Genomic DNA, 21,617 nt, shown 5'->3' with positions numbered 1-21,617 from the left:
ACCATGCAACCATCCTGGTGCGACAAATTCACACCGGCCCATGTCATGCTGGGATCAGGAGGCCGGGCATGAACGAGCGGATCACCACCGAGATCGACGGGTTGACGCTGAACCTGAGCAATCTGCACAAGCCGTTGTTCCCCAGCGGGTTCACCAAGGGCGAACTGATCAACTACTACGTCGAGATCTCCGAGGTGCTCCTCCCGCACCTGCGGGACCGGGCCCTGACCCGGGTGCGCTTCCCCGACGGCACCACCGGCGATTCGTTCTACGAGAAGAACGCACCCGCCGGCACCCCGGACTTCGTCCAGACCGTCGACGTGGCCACCAGCGCCGGCACGGTCAGCTACGTGACCGCCACCCAGCGGGCGGATCTGGCCTGGTTGGCGAACATCGCGTCGATCGAGCTGCACACCCCGCAGTGGCGCACCACGGAAGCCACTGCCCACGAGGACGGCATCGTCATCGACGGCGAGGACGAGCCGCGGGCGACCTCGCTGGTGGTCGATCTCGACCCCGGCCCCGGCGTCACGCCGGACGAGATCGCCAAGGGCGCCATCATCGCCGCCACGACGCTGGCTGAGGTCGGGCTGGAGTCGCACCCCAAGAGCTCCGGGAACAAGGGACTCCAGCTGACTGTGCCCATCGCGCCCACCCCCGCCTCAGAGGTGTACCAGTTCGCCCAGTCGTTGGCCCGGCACCTCGCCCAGCGACATCCGAAGCGCTTCGTGGCGACCATGGCCAAGAACGCCCGGGCCGGGTTGGTCTTCGTCGACTTCGCCCAGAACCTCGCGGCCCGCAACACGGTGGTCGCCTACTCCGTCCGCGGCCTGGAGGTCCCCTCGGTGGCGACCCCCCTCACGTGGGAAGAGGTGGCGGCCCTGGGCCCCGACACGCCGGTCCGGACACATCCCACCGCCATGCTGGAGCGGGTGCAGAATCTAGGCGACCTCTGGCACCCCACGCTGCCGACCGCCACGAGCCCGGCGCTGCCCGGCCCCCTCGCCTGACAGGATGGTGTCCATGACGGACCAGTCGACACCGCAGCCCCGCTCCGAGCGCGCACATTACGTGCGTGAGCCCGCCCCCTGGGTGGCCGGGTGCAGCGACACCGGCCGGCGGCACCGCTCCAACCAGGACGCCATGTGCCTGGCGGTCCGGACAGAACCCCGCTCGGAGGCGGTGCTCGCCATCGCCGACGGTGTCACCACCGCCCACGGTTCCGAACTGGCCTCGTTGGTGGCCACGGAGGCGACGGTCGAGACGCTGATCACCGCCCTGAACGCCGGGACGCCGGCCAACGTGGCCTTCGTCCAGGCCTTCGCGGTCGCCAACGACGAGGTGCTCGCCGCGGCTGAAGACCCTTCGGCGTGCACGCTCATCGCCGCCGCGATCCTGCCCGGCATGATCGCCGTCGGCAACATCGGCGACTCCCGTGCCTACTGGTTCAGCGACGACGGCTCAACAGACCTCCTCTCGGTCGACGACTCCATGGCGCAGGCGCGCATCATGCTGGGCATGTCGCGCGACGACGCCGAGCAGTCCAACCAGGCGCACGCCATCACCAAGTGGCTGGGTCGCCAAGCCACCAACGTCACGCCGTCGGTCGTCACCCTCCAGCCCCAGAGCAACGGCTGGCTCATGCTCTGTACCGACGGGCTGTGGAACTACGCGAGCTCCCCGGAGGACATGTCGGCGCTGTTCAGCGCCTGCGTCAGCCGCTACCCGAACCCTCCCGCGCTGGCCGAGTCCCTCGTCGCGTGGGCCAACGATCAGGGTGGCAAGGACAACATCACCGTGGTGGTCGCACGCATCGAGCAGTGACGCCTGGCCCTTGGCGGCGCCGCTAGAGTTGGCCGCATGGAGATCAAGATCGGCATCACCGACGTCGCCCGCGAAGTCAGCATCGACACCACTTCCTCGTCCGACGAGGTCATTGCGCAGTTGCGGGAAGCGATGGAGAACTCAGGGCTCCTGGAACTGACGGACGTGAAGGGCCGCCGGGTCGTCATCCCCGCCTCACGCGTCGGCTACATCGACATCGGCAGCGCCAGCACGCGAACCGTAGGCTTCGGAGCGGTCTGAGACACCGGCTGCGGTAGAGTGGGCCCTCGCGGGCGCACTCTGCCCGTCTCCGGTCGCGGCTCCCGCGCCGTGAGCTCACTCGAAAAGGTCAGTACCCTGAGCGACAACGAGATTGCAGGCAGCGACACCTTCGCTGACCTCGGCATCCACGAATCCATTACCTCGGCGTTGGCAGAGACGGGCATCGTCCATCCCTTCGCCATCCAGACGCTCGCCATCCCGCTCGCCCTGCAGGGCGCCGATGTGATCGGCCAGGCCCGCACCGGCACCGGCAAGACCCTCGCCTTCGGCGTCAGCCTGCTGCACCGCATGGTGACCCTGTCGGACGGCGAGAAACCCGCGCACGGCAAGCCCCGCGCCCTCGTCGTGTGCCCCACCCGTGAACTCGCGCTGCAGGTCGGCCGTGACATGGACATGGCGGGCAAGCATCTCAAGATGCGCGTCCTCACCATCTACGGCGGCACCAGCTACGACGAGCAACTCGGCACGCTCGCCACGGGCATCGACATCGCCGTCGGCACCCCTGGCCGCCTCCTGGACCTCGCAGACCGCGGGGCCCTCGACCTGAGCCACGTGCAGGTACTCGTCCTCGACGAGGCCGACGAGATGCTCGACCTGGGCTTCCTGCCCGACATCGAGCGGCTCCTGCGCAAGACGCCCAAGAACCGCCAGACCCTGCTGTTCTCCGCGACCATGCCGGCGCCCATCCTGGCGCTGGCCCGCGCCACGCTGAACAAGCCCATCAACATCCGCGCCGAGGGCCACGACGCAAAGATGACCGTCCCGGACATCGAGCAGTTCGTGTACCAGGCCCACGACCTCGACAAGCCGGAAATGGTCGCCCGCCTGCTCCAGGGCCGCGAGACCACGAAGGTGATGGTCTTCTGCCGCACCAAGCGTGCCGCGCAGCGACTCACCGATGAGCTTGTCGATCGCGGCTTCGCCGCCGCTTCCATCCACGGCGACCTCAACCAACAGGCCCGCGAGCGCGCGTTGAAGAAGTTCCGCTCCGGCACCATCCAGGTGCTGGTGGCCACCGACGTCGCGGCCCGCGGTATCGACATCCCGGACGTGAGCCACGTCGTGAACTACGAATGCCCCGACACGGACGCCACCTACGTGCACCGCATCGGGCGTACCGGCCGCGCGGGCAACAACGGCGTGTCCGTGACCCTCGTGGACTGGCAGGATCTGCACCGCTGGAAGATGATCGCCCAGATGCTGGACCTCGAGCTCGCGGAGCCGGCAGAGACCTACTCGTCATCACCGCACTTCTACACGGACCTCGACATCCCCGAGGGCACCAAGGGCCGCGTGCCCGGCACCATCGCGGCCAAGGAGCGGGCTGAGACCAGCCTCCGCGGCACCGGCGAACGTCGGGCCAGCCAGCGCACCGCAGCCGAGGCCGGCGCCCCGCGCCGTCGTCGCCACCGGGCGACGGAGGCGGAGGGCGACCAGCCGGCCGCCCAGCCCGCGGCGGAGCGCAAGCCCCGGCGTCGTCGCCGCCGCACCCGCGCCGGGGTTGAGGTCAAGCCCGAGAGCTGAGCTTCACCTCAGTAGGACATCTGCATCGCCGACCGGACCTCATCGAGGGTCTGGTCGGCGATTGCGTTGGCGCGCGCATTGCCAGCGGCCAGCACTGACTCAAGGTGGCCGGGGTCTGCCTCGAGCTCGGCCCGACGGGCACGGATGGGGGCGAAATACTCGTTGACCGCTTCCGTGACGAGCTTCTTGAGCCCGCCGCCACCACCGTCGCCGACCTCGGCCGCAACGTCCTCCGGCTCCCTACCGAGGCACAGCGCCGCGAGGTTCACCAGGTTGGACACCTCAGGACGGTTCGCCGGATCATAGGTGATGTGGCGGTCCGAGTCCGTGACGGCGCGCTTCAGCAGCTTGGCGGTCTCGTCGGCGCTCATCCGCAGCTCGATCGTGTTGCCCTTGGACTTCGACATCTTCGTGCCGTCCAGGCCGAGCACGGTGCCGGATTTCGAGAGCAACGCCTCCGGCTCCGGGAACACCGGCCTCGACGCGTCCGCCCGGCCGTACCGCTCATCGAAGCGACGGGCGATCACGCGCGCCTGCTCGATGTGCGGCAGTTGGTCCTTGCCCACGGGCACCAGGTTGGCCCGGCAGAAGAGGATGTCTGCCGCCTGGTGCACCGGGTACGTGAGCATGAGCCCGGACATGGGGCGCTCGCCCGTGTCGTCGAGTTCAGACTTCACGGTGGGATTGCGACGCAGTTCAGCGTCGGTCACGACCGAGAGGAAGGGCAGCATCAGCTGGTTGAGGGCGGGCACCGACGAGTGGGTGAAGATCGTCACGTCGGCCGGGTCGAGGCCGATGGCCAGGTAGTCAGTGAGCAACGAGTAGACCCGCTCACGTAGGGGGCCCACGCCGTCGCGGTCCGTGATCACCTGGTAGTCGGCGATGATGACAAAGGTCTCCACGCCCTGCTGCGCCAGCCGGACGCGGTTCTGCAGCGAACCGAAGAAGTGGCCGATATGCAGGTGCCCGGTGGGGCGGTCGCCGGTGAGGATGCGGAACTGCGACGGATCCTTGGCGAGGGCCGCTTCGATCTCCTTGCTACGCGCGGTTGAACGTGCGAGCGACGCGTCGATGTCGAGGGAGATCTCTTCGGTGGACATAGGGTTAACCTGCCTGGGGTGAGTGGGTGTGGCCCAAGCTTAGCCAACCGTGCCGGGTCAGACGATCTGGCCGCCCCTGCGCCTGATCCTGGCGAGCAGGTCGCGGAAGCCGGACTTCCGCGTCAGGTTGGCGCCGAGTGGGTTGTTCTTCTTGCCCAGGCCGTGGTAATCGCTCGACCCCGTGCGTAGCAGCCCGAGGCGGCCGCCCATCTCGAACAGGAGTGAGCGGGCGTCGTCGTCGTGGTCCGGGTGGTCCACCTCGATGCCCTCCAACCCGTAGTCCCGCACGAGCTGCTCCAGGTAGGGCGCGTCGATGACCTCGCGTCCCTTGCGCGCCCACGGATGGGCGATGACGGCGACACCCTTGGCGCCGTGGATCAGTTCGATCGCCCGCTCGAGCGACGCCGCATACCGCTTGACGTAGCCGGGCCGGTCCTCGTCGAGCCACACCTTGAAGGCCTCGTCGCGGTCCGCGATGTATCCCTTGGCCACCATCGCATCCGCCACGTGGGGACGGCCGATGGCCGGCGCGCCCATCGCCACCCGGTTGACGTCGTCGATGGTCAGTTCCAGACCTGCGGCGTTCAGCTTCTCGATCATCATGGGCAGGCGGTGGCTGCGGCCGTGCCGGATCCGCGCCAGTTCCTCGCCCAGGTCACGGTCGTAGATGTCGCAGCCGTACCCCAGCAGGTGCACCGCGCGACCCTCCACCTCCGTGGACATCTCGATCCCGCACAGGACCTTCAAGCCGATGCGCTTGCCCGCCTCCTGCGCCTCGAGAACTCCGCCGAACGTGTCGTGGTCTGTCAGCGCGATGGCGTCGAGCCCCGCCTGGAACGCCTTCATCACCAGCGTTGTCGGCGTGTCGGTGCCGTCCGAGACGCGCGAATGAGTGTGCAGGTCGATTCTCATGGCCCTCATCCTAGGGACTGGCGAACCCGCTTTTGGCTGGCCGTGGATAAGTCTCACGGGCAAGTAGTCTGGGGTCATGGATCTGGACTACACCCACACTTATGCCGCAGACCCCGAGCGCGTCGTCGGTCTCCTCCGCAATGAGGACTTCATCGCCGATGTCGCTGTGCACGCCGGTGCCACCGAGCACAGCGTGGACATCACCCCGGACGCGACGACGCTGATCATGTCGCTGCCGGTCCCCGCCTCCATCGCCAAGTTCATCGGTTCCTCCATGAAGCTCAAGCAGGTGTTCCGCTTCGGCGACGTGGCTGCAGACGGCAGCGTCCGCGGCACCGTGGACGTGGACGTCCCCGGAATGCCCGTGGACGTGACGGCCGACGCCGAGATGCTCCCCCAGGGTGACGGCACCACGCAGGGCCGCTATACGGGTGACCTGAAGGTGAAGATCCCCCTGGTGGGCAAGAAGGTCGAGGCGCAGGTCGAGCCGTACATCCGTGACGCCTTCGCCGGTCTGGAGCGCCGCGCGGCTGATTGGCTCAGCCGCTGACGTGAGACGGCGGCCTCAGCCGGCCTTGCTGGCTGCAGCCTCCTCGCGCCGCTTCTTCGCAGCCTCGACTGAGGCCTTGAGCGCAGACATCAGGTCGATGACGTCGCCCGTCGGTGCAGACCGGTCCGTCTGCTCCGGCACCTCAGCGCCCGCAAGCTTCGCCTCGACGACCTCGAGAAGCGCGGCGCGATAGGAATCTGTGTACGCCTCCGGGTCGAACTCCCCCTCCAACTGCGCGATGAGGAGCTTGGCCATCTCGATCTCCGCATCCGAGATCTTGACCTCCTGCGACGGCGCGGCGAACTCGCCGTTGCGCAGTTCATCCGGCCAGTACATGGTGTGCATCAGCAGCAGGTCGCCCTGTGCGCGGATGAGCGCCAGCGATTCCCGGCTGCGCAACGCGACCTTGACCACGGCGACCTTGTTCTCCTTGGCGAGCGCCTCGCGCAGCAGCACGTAGGGTTTCTGCCCGGCTGCCTCAGCCTCGAGGAAGTACGTGCGCTGGAAGAACGTGGGATCAACCTCGTGCTCGTCCACGAACTGCACCACGTCGACGCTCCTGAGCGTGCTCAGCGGGAGGTTCTCGAAATCCTCATCCGTCAAGATGGCGAGGCGCCCGTCTGCGGCCTCATAGCCCTTGGCGATGTCCGCGAACTGGACCACCTCGCCGCACTTCTCACAGACGCGCTGGTAGCGGATGCGGCCCCCGTCGGTGGAATGCACCTGCCGGAAGCTGACATCCTTGTCCTCCGTGGCCCCGTAGAGCTTCACAGGGATGGAGACCAGCCCGAAAGACACCGAGCCTTTCCAGATTGAGCGTGGCATGTCAGCTACCTCCCTGGTATTCGACCTTGTCATTCCAGAGTAGTTCGTGGTTCTCGAGGAGTTCCTGCACCTGCGGCTGTCCCCATGCCTGATCGATGGTGAGCCCCTTGGAGATGGCTGCGGCGTCAGCCACGTCCACCCCCGGTTCCTCGGAGAACCAGGCGATCATGGCGCGTGCCGGGCACTGGGCAAGCATGACCTGACCGTTGGCCGTGTCCTCGCCGGGCAGCACCGCCGCCTCATCGACCTCTGCCACGACGATGGTGCGCTCCCCGTGCTGCGCCAGACCCGCCACCGACGCGAGAACCATGGCGGCGTGTTCGGCCGCTTCGGACTCATCATCACCGTACTCCAGCTCCGCCAACAGTTCCGGCGTGACGGTGTAGGCCGTCCGGTTCTCGACGGCGGGCTCGCCCAGGAGCATGCCGAGCTCGTCCGACGCGATGGGGATGAACACCAGTTGACGCTTCACGGACCCCACCCTAGTCCCGCACTGTGACACAGCGGAGGGGTCTGCTGCGCGGGCCCCGGATTTCGGGGTAGGTTCGAGGTGCCATGAAGCTCTTGTCACGCCTCGTCGTCGCGTTCCTCACCGCCGTCACGCTGGTCGCCTGCGGCGCGCCCTCCGCTCCCCCGCAGACCATCGAGCTGGAGATCACGGACCCTCCCGCCGCCACCCGACGCATCGAGGTGGCGCTCGGCGCTGAGGTCACGATGCGCATCACGACGGCCATCGCGGACCACGCCCACCTGCACGGCTATGAACTGGAGGAGTTCACGGAGCCGGGACAGACCATCGAGTGGACGTTCACCGCCGACATGGCAGGCAGCTACGAACTGGAGTCGCACACCACCGACAGCATCTGGGCAGACGTGGTGGTGTCGTGATCCCGCTGCACGGGATCGCCTCACGCTCAGACCTGCCCCTCCCGTTCGGTCTGGTCGTGGCCGGCGGGGCCGTCGTGCTGATCATCACGTTCTGGGTCGCCATCTTTGCGTGGAAGCGGCCCCGGTTCCAGGAACAGCAGGGGCGCGAACTGCCCCGACTCACCCGACTCGTCGACTCCCCCGTCGTCTCCCGCACGCTCAGGGTGGTCGTCGCCCTCGTCTGGATGCTGATGGCCGCGGCCCTGTTCTTCGGCGTCGACCGCATCGACAACCCCGTGTTGGGCTTCGTCTACGTCATGGTGTGGGTGGGGTTGGTCCCGCTGGCGCTGCTGCTCGGCCAGGTCCACCGTCGCACGAACCCGCTGCGGCTCCTCCTCCGCTTCAGGGGTGCCACGGCCCCGGCGCCCTTCCAGTCCGCGGCATCGGTTCTTCCCGCGGCCCTCGCGCTGTTGGCCTTCCTCTACCTCGAACTGGTCCAGCCCGGTGGCGCGACGGTGCCCGTGCTCCGCTGGTTCGCCGTCGGATGGCTCGTCTGGGTCACTGCAGGCGTGCTGCTGCGGGGCCAGCGCTGGATCCAGCAGGCAGAACCCTTCGAGGCCTATGCGACGACGGTCGCCCACATGTCGCCGTGGGCCCGCAACGCGCGCGGCGTCATCCTCTGGACCAATCCGGTGCGGAATCTTGCGTCCTGGCGCGCCCCCCGGCACTTGGCGCTCTTGGCCTCCGTGCTGCTGGGCGGCACCCTTTTCGACGCACTCTCCAACACCGGCCTCTGGGTCCGCGGCACCCAGGAGCTGGACGGATGGCTCTGGCCTGTCAGCACGCTGGCGCTCCTGGCCGCCGTAACGCTCATCTACGGGCTGTTCTGGCTGGGTACCCGGCCGTACCGGGGGCTCTCGATGGATGCGCTCGCTCCCGGGCTCGTCCCGCTGGTGGTGGGCTATGCGCTCTCGCACTACGGCACCATGCTCTACCTCGAGGGCCAGCGCACCCTCATCCGGTTCAGTGACCCGTTGGGCCGTGGCTGGAACCTCTTCGGCACCATCGAAGCCGCACCGGACACTGCGTTGTTCATGTACCCGACGTTCATCGCCGTGGCGCAGGTGCTGCTCATCGTCGGCGGGCACGCGCTCGGCGTGCTGGTGACGCACGACATCGCGTTGCGGAGCGCCCCGGCCCAACTGAGGATCCACCTGCCCCTGCTCACCATGATGGTGGTCTTCACGGTGGGCGGACTGCTGCTGATGTTCGGCGGCTGAGCTTCACAGGGTGTTGTCCGACGGGCCCGAGGTGTTGTCCGGATCCAGCCGGGTGTTGTCCGTTGCCAGTGCGGTGTTGTCCGTTGCACTGAAAGGCGTGACCCGGGAGAGGGCCGCCATCTAGCGTCTCCGGCATGAACTCCTCCAGCATCACGCCCCTGCGTCCGTCCCCCGCCGCCCAGCAGACACCGCCCCAGGCCGTCCGCCTGATCCACGTGCTCCTCGAAGCGATGGCAGGCCGGAGAGCCCTCCATCAGGTGCGGCCGTTGCTGTCCGCCACGTCGTTCATCCGGCTGGCTTCCTACGCCGACGCGGGGCTCTTCCGCCGGATGGCCATCGGCCCGCTCAAGACCCAGATGCCCACGCCCCGCGCGGTGGAGGCGACGGTGTCACTCCTCTGTGCCTCGCGCGTCATCAGCTGCGCGATCCGCCTGGACGTGCACCGGGACCGGTGGGTCTGCACGGAACTCGCCGTGCTGCGCCCAGCCGCCATGATGGCGGCCTGAGGATGCCTCAGACCGCTCCGGCGGGCCTGCCGTGGCAGACCTTGTACTTCTTGCCGGAACCGCAGGGGCAGGGCTGGTTGCGGCCCACCTTCGGCTCCGACTTCGTCACGGTCACCCCGGTGCGCGTGGCCTCACCGGTCTCGTCCGGCGCAGAGTAGGAGAGGTTCCTGTCGCTCTTGCGCTCAAGGCCCCTGGCCAGTGCGGCCGGGAGTTCCTGCTGGGGTTCCTCAGCCGGGACCTGGATCTTCGGGGTCTTGACCTTGTGGGCCGTCTTGGAGGGCAGGCTCTCGGTGAGGGAATCGACACCGACCGCAGACCCGTCGCCGTCGGTGACCAGCCCCACGTTCAACTGGGGCTCGGCCGCCGGCGCAGCCACCTCGAGGTTGAACAGGTACCCCACGACCTCTTCCATGAAGGCGTCCATCATGGCGTTGAACATGTCGCCACCCTCGCGCTGGTACTCGACCAGCGGGTCGCGCTGTGCCATTGCACGCAGGCCGATGCCCTCGCGGAGGTAGTCCATCTCGTAGAGGTGCTCACGCCACTTGCGGTCGAGGACCGTCAGGAGGACCTGGCGCTCCAACTCGCGCATGGTGTCCTCACCCAACTGCTCCTCGCGCTTCTTGTAGGCGGCGTCCGCGTCCTCGAGGAACATCTCGACCAGTTCGCCCTGCTCGGGCAGGTCGTCGGCGATGTCGTCCATGTCGATGGTCACCGGGTACAGCGTCTTGAGTTCGGTGAACATCGTCTCGATGTCCCAGTCCTCCGGGATGCCGACGGTGTGCTGACGCACCACGTCGCTGACGACGCGCTCGGTGGCGGCCTTCAGCTGGGCTGAGACGTCGGCGCCGTCCAGCACCTGGCGGCGGTCGCCGTAGATGGCGTGGCGCTGGCGGTTCATCACGTCGTCGTATTTGAGGACGTTCTTGCGCATTTCGAAGTTCTGACCCTCGACCTGCTTCTGCGCGCCCTCGATCGACTTCGACACCGACTTCATGTCGATCGGCACGTCGTCGGGGACCTTCATCATGAGCAGCGCGCGCTCGAGCAGTTCGGGACGGAACAGGCGCATGAGGTCGTCACTGAGCGACAGGTAGAACCGCGATTCGCCCGGGTCGCCCTGGCGACCGGAACGGCCACGCAGCTGGTTGTCGATGCGCCGGGACTCGTGACGCTCTGAGCCGACGACGTACAGACCGCCGAGCTCAACGACCTCTTCGTGCTCCACCTTCACCTGGTCCTCGAGCGCCTTGAGCGTCTCGTTCCATCGGGCTTCGTACTCCTCGGGCGTCTCCTGGGGGTCCAGGCCCTCCTTGCGCAGCTGGAGGTCCGCGAGGAACTCGGGGTTGCCGCCCAGCATGATGTCGGTGCCTCGGCCGGCCATGTTCGTCGAGACCGTGACCGCACCCTTGCGGCCGGCCTCCGCGACGATGGCGGCTTCGCTCTCATGGTGCTTGGCGTTGAGGACCTTGTGCGGGACGTTGGCCTTCTTCAGCAGCGCCGAGAGCACCTCGGACTTCTCGACGGAGGCCGTACCGATGAGAACAGGCTGGCCCTTGGCGTGCCGCTCCGCGATGTCGCGGACGATGGCCTCGTACTTGGCCTCCTGCGTACGGTAGATCAGATCCGCCTGGTCGACGCGTACCATGGGCCGGTTGGTCGGGATGGGGATGACGCCCAGACCGTAGATCTTCTGGAACTCGCCCTCTTCCGTCTTCGCGGTACCGGTCATGCCGGCCAGCTTCTCGTACATGCGGAAGTAGTTCTGCAGCGTGATGGTGGCCAGCGTCTGGTACTCGTCCTTGATCTTGACGCCCTCCTTCGCCTCCAGCGCCTGGTGCAGACCCTCGTTGTAGCGACGGCCGGCCAGCGTGCGGCCGGTGTGCTCGTCGACGATGAGGACCTCGTCGCCCGCGAGGACGTAGTCCTTGTCGCGCTTGAACAGTTCCTTGGCCTTGATGGAGTTGTTCAGGTAGGAGATCAGCGGGGTGTTGGCCGACTCGTAGAGGTTCTCGATACCGAGACGGTCCTCGACCTTCTCGATGCCCGGGGCCAGCACGGCGATGGTGCGCTTCTTCTCGTCCACCTCGTAGTCCACGTCGCGGCGCAGCGTCAGGGCCATCTTGGCGAAGACCGGGTACCACTCGTGGTTGTCCTCCGCGGGGCCGGAGATGATCAGCGGCGTGCGGGCCTCGTCGATCAGGATGGAGTCGACCTCATCCACGACCGCGTAGTGGTGGCCGCGCTGAACCATGTCGGCCTTGCGCAGGGCCATGTTGTCGCGGAGGTAGTCGAAGCCGAACTCGTTGTTCGTGCCGTAGGTGATGTCGCAGTTGTAGGCGGCACGGCGCTGTTCGGGGGTCATCGACGTCAGGATGGCGCCCACCTCCATGCCGAGGAAGTGGTGGAGGCGGCCCATCTGCTCAGACTGGTACTTGGCGAGGTAGTCGTTCGTGGTGACGACGTGCACACCCTTGCCGCTGAGTGCATTCAGATAGGACGGGAGGGTGCCGACGAGGGTCTTGCCCTCACCGGTCTTCATCTCGGCGATGTTTCCCCAGTGGAGGGCCGCGCCGCCCATGAGCTGCACGTCGAAGTGACGCTTGTCGAACACGCGGACCGACGCCTCGCGGACGGCGGCGAAGGCTTCCGGCATGATGCGGTCCAGGGACTCCCCGTCCGCGATCCGCTCACGGAACTTCTGCGTCTCTTCGCGAAGCTCTGCGTCTGACATCGCCTGGAACTCTTCTTCGATGGAATTGACCTGGTCGGCCACCTTCCGCAGCTTTCGGAGCTGTGCTCCCGAGCCGAGGCCGCTCAGAAAGTCCATGATTCCCACGGGGCGCATCCTTCGTGTCGCGTTGCGTGCCGGGCCGGTGCCGACTACCGCCAGCCATCCTAACCCCACTCGCCAAGGGGCGCAGAACAGCGCTCGCCCCGACTTTTCGGTCGGGGCGAGCGCTGTGGGGCCGTGGGGCTCAGCTCACATCGAGCTGGATCACGCCGTAGTTGTAGGCCTTGCGGCGGTAGACCACAGAGGGACGGCCGGATTCCGCATCCTGGTACAGGAAGAAGTCGTGGCCGACCAGTTCCATCTCATCCAGCGCCTGCGCCAACGTCAGGGGCGCAGTTTCGAAGACCTTCTCGCGCACGACGAGCGGGCCGTCGCCGGTCACCACGAGCCCGGCGACGTTCGTGACGGGCACGCCCTGCTCCTTCTCCTCGGTCGGCTCCGGTGCGGGAGCGAACTCGGGAACGGCGCCGGCGCGCAGGCCACGGTGGGTCTTGCGCCGGTCTGCCGCCCGACGAAGCTGGGACTTCAGTCGGTCGAGGGCGATCTCAAATGCAGCGGTCTTGTCTTCGGCATTGGCTTCGGCACGGATCACGGGTCCCCTGCTCCGCAGAGTCAACTGGACCGTGGTCGCGTCGGACGGATTCTTCGTCCCCTCGGATGCCTGGAATTCGACTTCAACCCGAATGACCCGGTCACGCAACCGTTCAATGGTGGCCAAGCGCTCGCTGACGAGCTCCTTGACTTCGGGGCTGATCGTGCATTGACGACCTGTGACGACGATGTCCATTTTATCCTCCGTCTATCAGGGCTTATGCCCACTGACGACTTGCTACACGACAGGGAGGGATCCCGGTCGGTATGCACAACGCCGCAGGTCGCCCAGCGAGCTGGGCCTGCGGCGTGTCCATGGACCAACGCTACCCTCACCCTCAAGGGTGCGTCACGCGTTTGGGGGTGTGTCCCGGAAGTTTCTCCGCCTGGGCGATCACGGCGCCTCCCCACACCGGTACGCCCGCCGCCCGCAGCGCGCGGACCGATTCCCGGAGCGAGGCACCCGAGGTGGCGACGTCGTCGACCACGACGGCCGGCGCCCCGTCTGCCAGCGCCACCATAGAGTGCGCCAGGTTGCTGCTGCGCTGGAGCTTCCCCAACCCTGACTGGTCCTCCCCCGAGCGTGACCGCGACAGCAGCGGCCTCCATGGCAGCCCACAGCGCCCGGCGGCCCGGGCGGCGAGCCGCCGTGCATGGTCGAATCCCCGTTCCCGCACTGCCGAGGGTCGCGACGGCACGGGCACCAGGACCGCGTGAGACGGGGGATCGAGCCCCGCCACGGCCCGGGCCAGGAGGTCACCCAGCGCCGCGCCCAGGTGCAGGGCGCCATCATCCTTGTACCGGGGAATCACGTGTTCGAGCACAGGGCGGTACTGGCATGCCGCCACCAGCGGCACGTCGAGCCCGCGTTCGATCAGTTCCGGCGGGTCCGAGAGCAGTCCGCGGCAACCGGAACACAACCCCCAACCCGGGGCCTGGCAGCCGGGGCACGATGCTCCGAGGAGCAGGTCAGCGGCGGCGTGGAAGAAGGTCAGCACACCCCCACTGTGGCCAACGCGGGGGCCGCTCCACCGTTGTCCACAGATCAGCCCGGATAGGCCACCGCGGTCACCTCGTCCGCCAGGCGGGTCCACCGGGTGCGTGCCTCGTAGCGCCAGGTCACGTCCAGGTCGGTCGTGACCGCGATGGGTCCGCCCCCCAGCCGCACGTTCGACGCGATGTCAACGATTCCGCCGGTGATCGCGCCCAGGTCCTGCACCACCGAGCCGTCCAGCTGCGCGGTGAAGATCGAGCGCACCCCCGCGCTGGTGGCGGCCACCGCCAGGGAGGTCTCCGCCTGCCACGTGGGCGCCACCGGGTCCGTCAGTGCATCACCGGCCGGCGCGACGATCTCCAACGGCCGCCACTGGGTGGCGGTGACCGGGTTGGCCCCCAGGAGGGAAGCGACGCCGAGCGTCGGCACCCCTCCGACGTCTGCCACGATCAGGACCCGTGCGCGGGAGGGAGACACGGAGAAGTCTCTGATCCGGCCCACTCCCACCTCCGCGCTGACCAGTTGCGCCTGGCCCTCACGGTCGATGATGGCCATGCGGGGGGTCCCGCCCATGTCGTCGCCCAGGAGCCACAGCGTGCCCAGCACGAACTGAGGAGAGCGCAGGTTGCTCAGCGGGAGGTCCACCTTCGAGACGGGGCCACCCAGCCCACCTGTGGACAATTCGGTGCGGTCCTCGTTGATGACGGCCATGCTGCCCCCGTCGACGGAGACAGCCACGTCCGCCACCCGGAAGCCGATCTCCGGCATGATCTCGAATTCGTCTTGGCCGGTGATGCGACCCACTCGTGAGCGACGCACGCCGAACAGGTCCGTGGCCGCCGCGCGGGACAGCACCTGGTAGCCCTGTTGCGTGGCCAGTTCGAGCACGCCATTGGCCGAAGCGCCCGGGATGGGTACCGTCCGGCCGCCCTCCCTCGTGACGATCATGCCCGTGACGCGCGGGATGGACGTGAGCGTCCACAGCAGCTGGGCGCCCAGCCGGCGCAGGTCGTCGTCTCCCAGGACCACGGGCAGCCGGGCGAGGTCCACGGTCACCACGCCGCTCTGGTCGATGGTGGCGCCGCCGTCCCCGAGCCTGACCCCCCGCGGCAGCGCGTCGATGACCGAGCGGCTGATCTCCTCAGCCGGCCCCTGGAACAGGGCCTGCAGCACGTTGCTGGGGGTGAGGAGCGATTCGGGCAGGTGGATGGGGTCTGGCACCACGTGCGCTCCGACGCGGCTCATGAAGTAGAGCGTCACGCGCGAGTAGTAGCGCTCGAAGTTGTAGCGGGTCAGCAGGAGCCCGGCCGGCGGTGCGCTGATCCGCCACTGGCCCTCCTGCTCGACTAGCCCGAAATCATGCACGAACGGTTCGGTGTGCGCGGTGTAGCGATGGGTCTCGTCCAGGTGTCCGATGGCCGTGCCGGTGGCCACTGCGGCATCGATCCCGCCGGTGACTTCGCCATCGAACACGATCGCATCGACGGGGGCCCAGCCCGACGCGGCCTCGCTCGTGAGGTACTGCCGGGCGATGGCGTACTCGCCGTCGGGGTCTGCCATGGCCTGGAGGAAGCCCTCGACGAGACGCACGGGCGTCATGTCCGCGCTCGGCGGCTCCGGGGCGATGTCGATGCCCCGCGGCTGCGCGGCCAGAGGCACCTGTTCGACGGGCCCGGACGTCGCAATGGTGGTGCAACCGGTCAGCGACAGGAGGAGCGCCGTCAGAGCGGCCACAGCGCGTCTCATGCGCTCACCTCCTTGTCATCGGCCGGCACGACCGCCAGCGGCGAGCTGGTCAGCTCGTGCCCCGACTCCCGCGGCAGCGTCAACCGGAATTGGGCACCGCGCCCCGGCCGGCCCCAGGCCGTCAACCACCCGCGGTGCAACCGGGCGTCCTCCATCGCGATCGCAAGCCCCAATCCCGTGCCACCCACCAGCCGGGTGCGGCTGGGATCTGCGCGCCAGAAGCGGTCGAAGACGCGGGCCGCGTCCTCCGCCTTGAAACCGACGCCGTAGTCGCGCACCGTCACCGCCACCGCGTCGTGGTCCGAAGCCACCCTGATCACCACCGGCCTGCCCTCGCTGTGCTCGATGGCATTGGTGATCAGGTTGCGCAGGATCCGCCTGACCCGACGTGTGTCGACCTCGGCGGTGGTGTCCTGGTCCACCTGTTCGAACCGGAGCTCGACGCCCAGGGCCCCGGCCATCGACCGGCTGCCTGCCACCTCTGCGGCGACCAGCGACGCGACGTCGGTCTCGTCGAGGGCCAGGACTGCCGCACCCGCATCGAACCGCGAGATCTCCAGGAGATCCGCCAGCATGAGGTCGAACCGGTCGATCTCGAGGCTCATCAGTTCCGCCGAACGCGCAGTGATGGGGTCGAAGTTGCTACGCGCATCGTGCAGCACATCCGCGGCCATCTTGATGGTGGTCATCGGGGTGCGCAGCTCGTGGGACACGTCGCTGACGAAGCGTTGCTGCAGCGTGGACAGCGTCTCCAGCTCACGGATCCGCTGCTGGAGCTCAGCGGCCATCCGGTTCATGGAGGTGGCCAGCAGTGCCAGGTCGTCGGTACCACGCACCAGCATGCGCTCCCCCAGCTGGCCGGAGGCCAGTTGCAGCGCGGTGGTGCTGGCCTTACGCACCGGCCTCACCACCTGCACCGTGACGAGGTAGGAGATCAGACCGAGTGCTGCCACCAGCGCCACGCCGGCCGCGATGACGGCTCCCTGCAGGGCGCTCAGGGTCTGCAGCTCGGTGGTCATGGGAAAGATGTAGAACACCGGGTAGCGCTCCCCGGTCTCGCCGATCAGCGCGGCACCGATGGCCCAGCCGGGCTCCGGCTGCATGGTGGGGTCGGTGAAGACCACCCGCGTCGGGGTGATGAACATGCCCTGGTCCTGCTCCACCCGGTCACGCAACCCGAGCGGTACCGACTCCGCGCGGATACCTGTGGAGGTGAGGCTGGAGACCGGCCCCTGGATCACCACCCGGTATTGCGCCGCCTGAGCGTCGGCGAGGTCCGCCAGCCGGCTGAGCGACTCATGGATGGCCGCGCCGCGCGCCTCTGGCGTGCGCAACTGCTCCTGCATGAACGCGTAGACGCCAGACGCCTCGTTCAGCGCCGCCTGTCGCTTCGTCTCGACGACCCCCGCCGTGGCCTGACGCATCAGGACGACCCCGGCCAGCGTCATGAGCACCATCGAGAGGCCGAGCGTCGAGATCAGCACCCGCAACGGCAGGGAGCCCCACCACAGTGCCTTGAGCCCTCGCGCGGGACGGGCCCGGGTGCTGTCAGTTCTGCGTTTCACCGGCGCGGTATCCAATGCCGCGGACCGTGATCACGATTTCGGGGTGTTCCGGGTCCTTCTCGATCTTGGCCCGCAGCCGCTGCACATGCACGTTGACCAGGCGGGTGTCTGCCGAGTTGCGATAGCCCCACACCTCGTCGAGCAGGGCCTCGCGGGTGAAGACGTGGGCCGGGCGGCGTGCCAGCGCCAGCAACAGTTCGAACTCCAGTGGGGTGAGGGGCAGGTGCTCCTCACCCCGCTTCACGAGGTGGGACGAGACCGAGATCGCCAGGTCACCGATGGTCAGGATGTCCGAGCCCACTTCCCCGCTGGTGCGGCGCAGGCGCGTGCGGATCCGGGCGATCAGTTCCTTGGCCTTGAAGGGTTTGGCGACGTAGTCGTCGGCCCCAGCCTCGAGCCCGGCCACCACGTCCGAGGTGTCCGACTTGGCGGTCAGCATCACGATCGGTACGCCGGATTCGGCGCGGATGTCGCGGCACACGGAGACCCCGTCGCGCCCCGGCAGCATCAGGTCGAGAAGGACGAGGTCAGGACGGGACTGCCGGAACTCCTGCAACGCCTCGTTGCCCGTCCCGCACCGGACGGTCTCGAACCCCTCCTGGCGCAGGACGATCTGCAGCATCTCTGAGAGCGCCGCGTCATCGTCCACCACCAGTATGCGGGCTTTGCCCTTGGCCTCGGTCACCCCAGCCTCCTTGCTCTGCCGTCAATGGTAGCGAGGGGCCGGAGACGTCACACTGCAGTCATCCGCAGCGGGCCTCCCGGCATGGTGTGGAGCATCCGCAACGTCTCGGCGTTCTCGTCGAAAATGGTCGCGATCCTGCGCGAAGCGTCTTTCCACCCATCACCGCGGTGCAACGCAGCGTAGCGGGTTTCCAGCTGGCCCAGAGTGGCCTCAACTTTACGCATCCGCCAGTTGCGGGGGCGGGGCGACGTGGCTGATGGCCCTGTCCTGGCGACGGCGCACTGCAGCTCTGTGGTGGCGCACACGGTCACCGCCCGCTCCAGCAGCATGTTGGTCACCATCCTGGCCTGGTTGCAGCCCGTGACGATGCGCTCGACGCTCTCGGCGAAGGCCAGTTCCTTGCGCTCCTTGCGCGTCACGTCCGCCACGTGGCTGTCCTGCCCGTCGCCGGTCCATTCGCTGTTCTGGATCCGGCCCTTGTTCGCCCGGACCGTTGCCACGATCTGTTCCTGCTGCTGCACGACGTTGCTCCACTGCCCCGCCGCCTCACCGAGGAGGTCAGGGGAACGCCTGCTCGCACCCAGCCAGGCGTGGTGGGCGCTGATGGCCGTCAACCGGGAGTTGATGCGGATCCAGAGACCCACCGCCTCCGCGGCGATCCAGGGCGCCCGGATGGTCTGGCCCAGGTTCTCGAGGCGACTGAGGACGAGGAAGTTCTCCACGACGTCGTTGCGCATCGCCGTCCAGGCGAGGCTGCGCGCGGAGGTCAACGAGTTGCTGATCGCGTCATAGCGTGGGCTGCTCACGAGTTCATCCCTCCGAGGCTGTCAGTGGCCTGCGTTTCGTTCTGGTCGTAGTTCTCGGAGGCGGCGTCCAGCGCCATCGCCTGCGCTTCGGCCTCGAGCCCAGCGTCTGAGGCTGCCTGCACGCTGCTCTCCACTGCGGTTCGGTAGGGCGGCACCGCCTCTGTCATCACGCCGAACATGGCTCCGGGCTCCGGCGTGGACATGATCGTGTCCTGCATGGGCTTCGACCGGTCCGCGAGGTCGCTCCAGTTGGTGGATTCCCTGCGCAGTAGATCGGTGTTCACCGAGTAGTCCGTGCCACCGGTGGAGCTGTACGAGGAGGTGGGCTGCGTGAAGGAGGTGCTGCCAGAGGGGCGGGTGCCCGACTGGCTGCCCGAGCTGGTGTAGGTGGGGCTCGTCGAGGTGTACGTGGTGCCGTCCTGGGGACGTACGCCCGTCTGGTTTCCGCCGTCGTACTCGAAACCGCCGCCAGTCTGCGAGTCCGGCGAGCTGGTGCTGGTGTCAGTCTCCGAACCGCTGGTCTCCCCACCTGCGGCCACCGGACCGCCCTGGTAGTAACCGGTCGACGGGGTCTGGGTGCCCCCCCGGCCCGGTGGTACCGGGCAGCGTCGTGCCTGGAGCAGTCGTGCCGGGTGCCGTGGTGCCCGGGGCGTAGGAGCCGCCGCCCGGCTGCAGACCGGCGCCGGGACCCTGTTGGTAGACCGGCTGCAGGCTGGTGACCTGGACGGCTGCTGTGGGAGCGGTGTTCCTGCCATCCCGCTGGCGGACCTTGCTCAGTGGGGTGTCCGGGACGCCGTCGCCGTCGGTGTCGACGAGCGGGTCCTCGATGATGCGACCGTCACCGTCCAGCGAGACCAACTGGTCCAGACCGCTGCGGCGGAGGGCCTCCCGGAGCTGTTCTGCGTCCAGGGCGTCCTCTGTACCGGCCGCCATCAGGCCGCCACCGGGCACCGGGACACCGCCAGGGCCGAACATCCCCCCGGACGCACCGGAACCCGACGGGCCGAACAGCGACGGGCCGGCGAGCCTGCCCGCCTGTGCCCCCTGCAGCATGGTGGGCATGCCACCACCCGCGGCGCCGGAGCCGGCCGACATCATGGGCTGCATGGCGCCGGCTCCACCCGGGGCGGCGCCCACGCCACCCACGGTGGCGTTTGGCGGCATCATCGCAGGAGGCATCGCTCCCGCCCCGCCACCCTTCCGTCCACGCGTGCCGGAACCGCGCAGTGCCATCGCGGCGGCCTTCCTCCGACGGCGCTCCTCGCGGTTCTCGTCCGTCTCAGCACCCGTGACTTCGCCGGGAACGGCGTATCCGTCCTCGTCCAGCGCGCCCCAGGGATCCGGCGCCAGGGAGCCGTCGATCCGGGCGTGCAGTTGGGGTGAATCGAAGCGCACTTCGTCGCCCTCGTGGTGGTCCGTCATCGGGTTCCCTTCGCCATGATGGTGAGCAGGTCTCGTTGTGCCTGGAAGAACTCGCGGGCCAGTTCGTCGTGTTCGCCGGGCACGAAGTGGGGCGGGTGGTAGTTCGCGTACGCACTGCGCGCCGTCTGCAGGACGGCGGCGGAGATGTGGTCGGGGGTGGCGGTGCGCAACCAGCTCCGGTCGAACCGGACGGCCTCGGTCAGTCCCGACCAGGTGAGCGACACGGAGACGGGACCACGCTGGGCCACCGTCTTCTCACCGTCGATGTCCGCCCACCTGATCTCGTGGTCAGGCTTCTCCCTGAGCGCTGCCTGCCGCTCGCTCAACGCAACGATGCGCTCCTGCACGGCGTCGAAGTCATTCCAGGTGAGGGGCGACTCCGGATCCGGGGTTGGCTCCGGCAGGGCGCTGAAGTCCAGCGGATCAGAAGCACCGGCGGACCGTACCGAAGCGGCGAAGAAGGCCTCTTCGAAGGCGTCCTCAAGTGTGCGGTTGGGCCCGAGGATCTCGCGCCAACGCGGTGAGACGTGCACCTTCGTGAGTTGCCGGACACCCTCGTCGATCCAGATCCGCACCGCGAGCCGGGCATCCGCGAAACCGTGCGAGGGGTGCCACTCGTGCGAGTCGTCGGCGACGGCGGCTGCCTCAGCGACAACGTCTGCTGGAGGAGCCAGGATCTCGTCGTCGAAGTCGTCGTCGGTCACGAACGGCCCTCCTCGGTAGCGGCATACCCCCGAAGTCTTACATGCGGAGGGGTCACCTCTGTGACCCGCAAAGGTCAGTTCAGTGCGGGTTCTTCCGTCCAGGTGGACCATCTTCCGGGGAGGCCGCCCATGCGCCGCAGCACGCGTCGCCAGAGACCGTCCGGGTTGCCGAACACGTCGTCTGCACGCACCTCCGTGCGGAACCAGGAGCCGCGGATCAACTCCCCCTCGAGTTGCCCGGGAGACCACGAGGAGAGACCGACGAAGAGCCGCAGACCGACGAAGGAGGATTCGAGCAGTTCACTCGGGAAACGGAGGTCCACCAGCCCCACATCGCCGGCCAGTCGTTCCCAGCCGGGCGGCTCCCCACCTGCGGCGGCCGGCTTGCCCAGGGCCAGCACCACCTCACTGTTGACCGGACCGCCTTCGAAGAGCACCCCGGGCGGGCTGAGAAGCGGAGCGAAGTGGGCTGCGGCGGCCTCCGGCGGCATGTCAGACACTAGGTTGAGGCAGACGCCTACGGTGCCTTCAAGGTGGTGTTCGACGATGAGGACGACCGCGCGGTCGAAGTAGCCGCCGCGCCCAGGCTGGGTGGCGACGAGCAACTGACCCACGGCGATCGCACCGGTATGCATGCCCA

Annotated in this window: 23 protein-coding genes; 8 read left to right on the top strand and 15 right to left on the bottom strand. The window is 68.0% G+C overall.

Annotation, left to right across the window (positions count from 1 at the left end):
• Window positions 1-68: 68 nt before the first annotated feature.
• From ligD to C3E87_RS02115, 4 genes are all read left to right on the top strand, one after another.
• Window positions 69-1,010, top strand: a complete 942-nt coding sequence (gene ligD, locus C3E87_RS02130; RefSeq protein ID WP_076058726.1) for a non-homologous end-joining DNA ligase — start codon at window positions 69-71, stop codon at window positions 1,008-1,010.
• Window positions 1,011-1,023: 13 nt separating this feature from the next.
• Window positions 1,024-1,824, top strand: a complete 801-nt coding sequence (locus C3E87_RS02125; protein WP_076058724.1) for a PP2C family serine/threonine-protein phosphatase — start codon at window positions 1,024-1,026, stop codon at window positions 1,822-1,824.
• 36 nt (window positions 1,825-1,860) lie between these two features.
• Complete coding sequence (locus C3E87_RS02120) at window positions 1,861-2,085, top strand: DUF3107 domain-containing protein (RefSeq protein ID WP_076058722.1); 225 nt, start codon at window positions 1,861-1,863, stop codon at window positions 2,083-2,085.
• A 69-nt stretch (window positions 2,086-2,154) separates the two neighbouring features.
• Window positions 2,155-3,630, top strand: coding sequence for a DEAD/DEAH box helicase (locus C3E87_RS02115; protein ID WP_076059471.1), 1,476 nt, complete (start codon window positions 2,155-2,157; stop codon window positions 3,628-3,630).
• Between the two features lie 8 nt (window positions 3,631-3,638).
• On the opposite strand, the gene trpS is transcribed toward C3E87_RS02115, so the two are convergent.
• Window positions 3,639-4,730: a tryptophan--tRNA ligase gene (gene trpS / locus C3E87_RS02110; protein WP_076058720.1), complete on the bottom strand. Its 1,092-nt coding sequence runs from the start codon at window positions 4,728-4,730 to the stop codon at window positions 3,639-3,641.
• A 57-nt stretch (window positions 4,731-4,787) separates the two neighbouring features.
• On the bottom strand, window positions 4,788-5,642 hold the full coding sequence (locus tag C3E87_RS02105; RefSeq protein ID WP_076058717.1) for a PHP domain-containing protein: 855 nt from the start codon (window positions 5,640-5,642) through the stop codon (window positions 4,788-4,790).
• A gap of 76 nt (window positions 5,643-5,718) precedes the next feature.
• Between C3E87_RS02105 and C3E87_RS02100 the strand changes: the two genes are divergently transcribed.
• Window positions 5,719-6,192: a DUF2505 domain-containing protein gene (locus C3E87_RS02100; RefSeq protein WP_076058715.1), complete on the top strand. Its 474-nt coding sequence runs from the start codon at window positions 5,719-5,721 to the stop codon at window positions 6,190-6,192.
• A gap of 15 nt (window positions 6,193-6,207) precedes the next feature.
• Here the strand turns inward: C3E87_RS02100 and C3E87_RS02095 are convergent, their stop codons facing one another.
• Both C3E87_RS02095 and C3E87_RS02090 read right to left on the bottom strand, forming a co-directional pair.
• Entirely contained in the window at window positions 6,208-7,017 is an 810-nt protein-coding gene (locus C3E87_RS02095) for a Ku protein (RefSeq protein ID WP_076058713.1), read from the bottom strand.
• Between the two features lies 1 nt (window position 7,018).
• On the bottom strand, window positions 7,019-7,489 hold the full coding sequence (locus C3E87_RS02090; RefSeq protein ID WP_083665322.1) for a hypothetical protein: 471 nt from the start codon (window positions 7,487-7,489) through the stop codon (window positions 7,019-7,021).
• 83 nt (window positions 7,490-7,572) lie between these two features.
• Between C3E87_RS02090 and C3E87_RS02085 the strand changes: the two genes are divergently transcribed.
• The 3 genes from C3E87_RS02085 to C3E87_RS02075 all read left to right on the top strand — a co-directional run bounded on the left by C3E87_RS02085 (window position 7,573) and on the right by C3E87_RS02075 (window position 9,670).
• Entirely contained in the window at window positions 7,573-7,905 is a 333-nt protein-coding gene (locus C3E87_RS02085; RefSeq protein WP_076058711.1) for a hypothetical protein, read from the top strand.
• Window positions 7,902-9,164: a hypothetical protein gene (locus C3E87_RS02080; protein ID WP_083665321.1), complete on the top strand. Its 1,263-nt coding sequence runs from the start codon at window positions 7,902-7,904 to the stop codon at window positions 9,162-9,164. Before C3E87_RS02085 ends, C3E87_RS02080 begins: the two co-directional genes overlap by 4 nt.
• A 134-nt stretch (window positions 9,165-9,298) precedes the next feature.
• Window positions 9,299-9,670: an Rv3235 family protein gene (locus C3E87_RS02075; RefSeq protein WP_076058709.1), complete on the top strand. Its 372-nt coding sequence runs from the start codon at window positions 9,299-9,301 to the stop codon at window positions 9,668-9,670.
• 7 nt (window positions 9,671-9,677) lie between these two features.
• Here the strand turns inward: C3E87_RS02075 and secA are convergent, their stop codons facing one another.
• The 11 genes from secA to C3E87_RS02020 all read right to left on the bottom strand — a co-directional run bounded on the left by secA (window position 9,678) and on the right by C3E87_RS02020 (window position 21,612).
• A complete protein-coding gene (gene secA, locus C3E87_RS02070; protein ID WP_076059464.1) occupies window positions 9,678-12,500 on the bottom strand; it encodes a preprotein translocase subunit SecA in 2,823 nt (940 codons plus the stop codon).
• 148 nt (window positions 12,501-12,648) lie between these two features.
• Window positions 12,649-13,251 (bottom strand): ribosome hibernation-promoting factor, HPF/YfiA family, encoded by a 603-nt coding sequence (gene hpf / locus C3E87_RS02065; protein WP_076058707.1) that lies wholly within the window; start codon window positions 13,249-13,251, stop codon window positions 12,649-12,651.
• A gap of 142 nt (window positions 13,252-13,393) precedes the next feature.
• Complete coding sequence (locus C3E87_RS02060; protein ID WP_083665320.1) at window positions 13,394-14,053, bottom strand: ComF family protein; 660 nt, start codon at window positions 14,051-14,053, stop codon at window positions 13,394-13,396.
• A 47-nt stretch (window positions 14,054-14,100) separates the two neighbouring features.
• Window positions 14,101-15,795, bottom strand: a complete 1,695-nt coding sequence (locus tag C3E87_RS02055) for a GerMN domain-containing protein (RefSeq protein ID WP_083665319.1) — start codon at window positions 15,793-15,795, stop codon at window positions 14,101-14,103.
• Entirely contained in the window at window positions 15,792-17,291 is a 1,500-nt protein-coding gene (gene mtrB / locus C3E87_RS02050) for an MtrAB system histidine kinase MtrB (protein ID WP_255698017.1), read from the bottom strand. The genes C3E87_RS02055 and mtrB overlap by 4 nt, the downstream gene beginning before the upstream one ends.
• Before the next feature lie 52 nt (window positions 17,292-17,343).
• Window positions 17,344-18,045: an MtrAB system response regulator MtrA gene (mtrA, locus tag C3E87_RS02045; RefSeq protein ID WP_076058703.1), complete on the bottom strand. Its 702-nt coding sequence runs from the start codon at window positions 18,043-18,045 to the stop codon at window positions 17,344-17,346.
• Window positions 18,046-18,092: 47 nt separating this feature from the next.
• Complete coding sequence (locus C3E87_RS02040; protein WP_076058700.1) at window positions 18,093-18,851, bottom strand: hypothetical protein; 759 nt, start codon at window positions 18,849-18,851, stop codon at window positions 18,093-18,095.
• Window positions 18,848-19,390 carry a hypothetical protein gene (locus tag C3E87_RS02035; RefSeq protein ID WP_076058698.1) on the bottom strand — a complete coding sequence of 181 codons (543 nt, stop codon included), beginning with the start codon at window positions 19,388-19,390 and terminating at the stop codon, window positions 18,848-18,850. Before C3E87_RS02035 ends, C3E87_RS02040 begins: the two co-directional genes overlap by 4 nt.
• On the bottom strand, window positions 19,353-20,273 hold the full coding sequence (locus C3E87_RS02030) for a hypothetical protein (RefSeq protein ID WP_076058696.1): 921 nt from the start codon (window positions 20,271-20,273) through the stop codon (window positions 19,353-19,355). The genes C3E87_RS02035 and C3E87_RS02030 overlap by 38 nt, the downstream gene beginning before the upstream one ends.
• Window positions 20,270-20,977, bottom strand: a complete 708-nt coding sequence (locus C3E87_RS02025; protein ID WP_076058694.1) for a hypothetical protein — start codon at window positions 20,975-20,977, stop codon at window positions 20,270-20,272. The genes C3E87_RS02030 and C3E87_RS02025 overlap by 4 nt, the downstream gene beginning before the upstream one ends.
• A 74-nt stretch (window positions 20,978-21,051) precedes the next feature.
• On the bottom strand, window positions 21,052-21,612 hold the full coding sequence (locus C3E87_RS02020) for a YqgE/AlgH family protein (RefSeq protein WP_083665318.1): 561 nt from the start codon (window positions 21,610-21,612) through the stop codon (window positions 21,052-21,054).
• Between the last annotated feature and the right edge of the window lie 5 nt (window positions 21,613-21,617).

It is taken from the genome of Tessaracoccus sp. ZS01 (assembly GCF_022342445.1).
Taxonomy (GTDB): domain Bacteria; phylum Actinomycetota; class Actinomycetes; order Propionibacteriales; family Propionibacteriaceae; genus Arachnia.
Note: the sequence above shows the minus strand (reverse complement) of the source record. Positions and strands in the feature narration are given on the sequence as shown.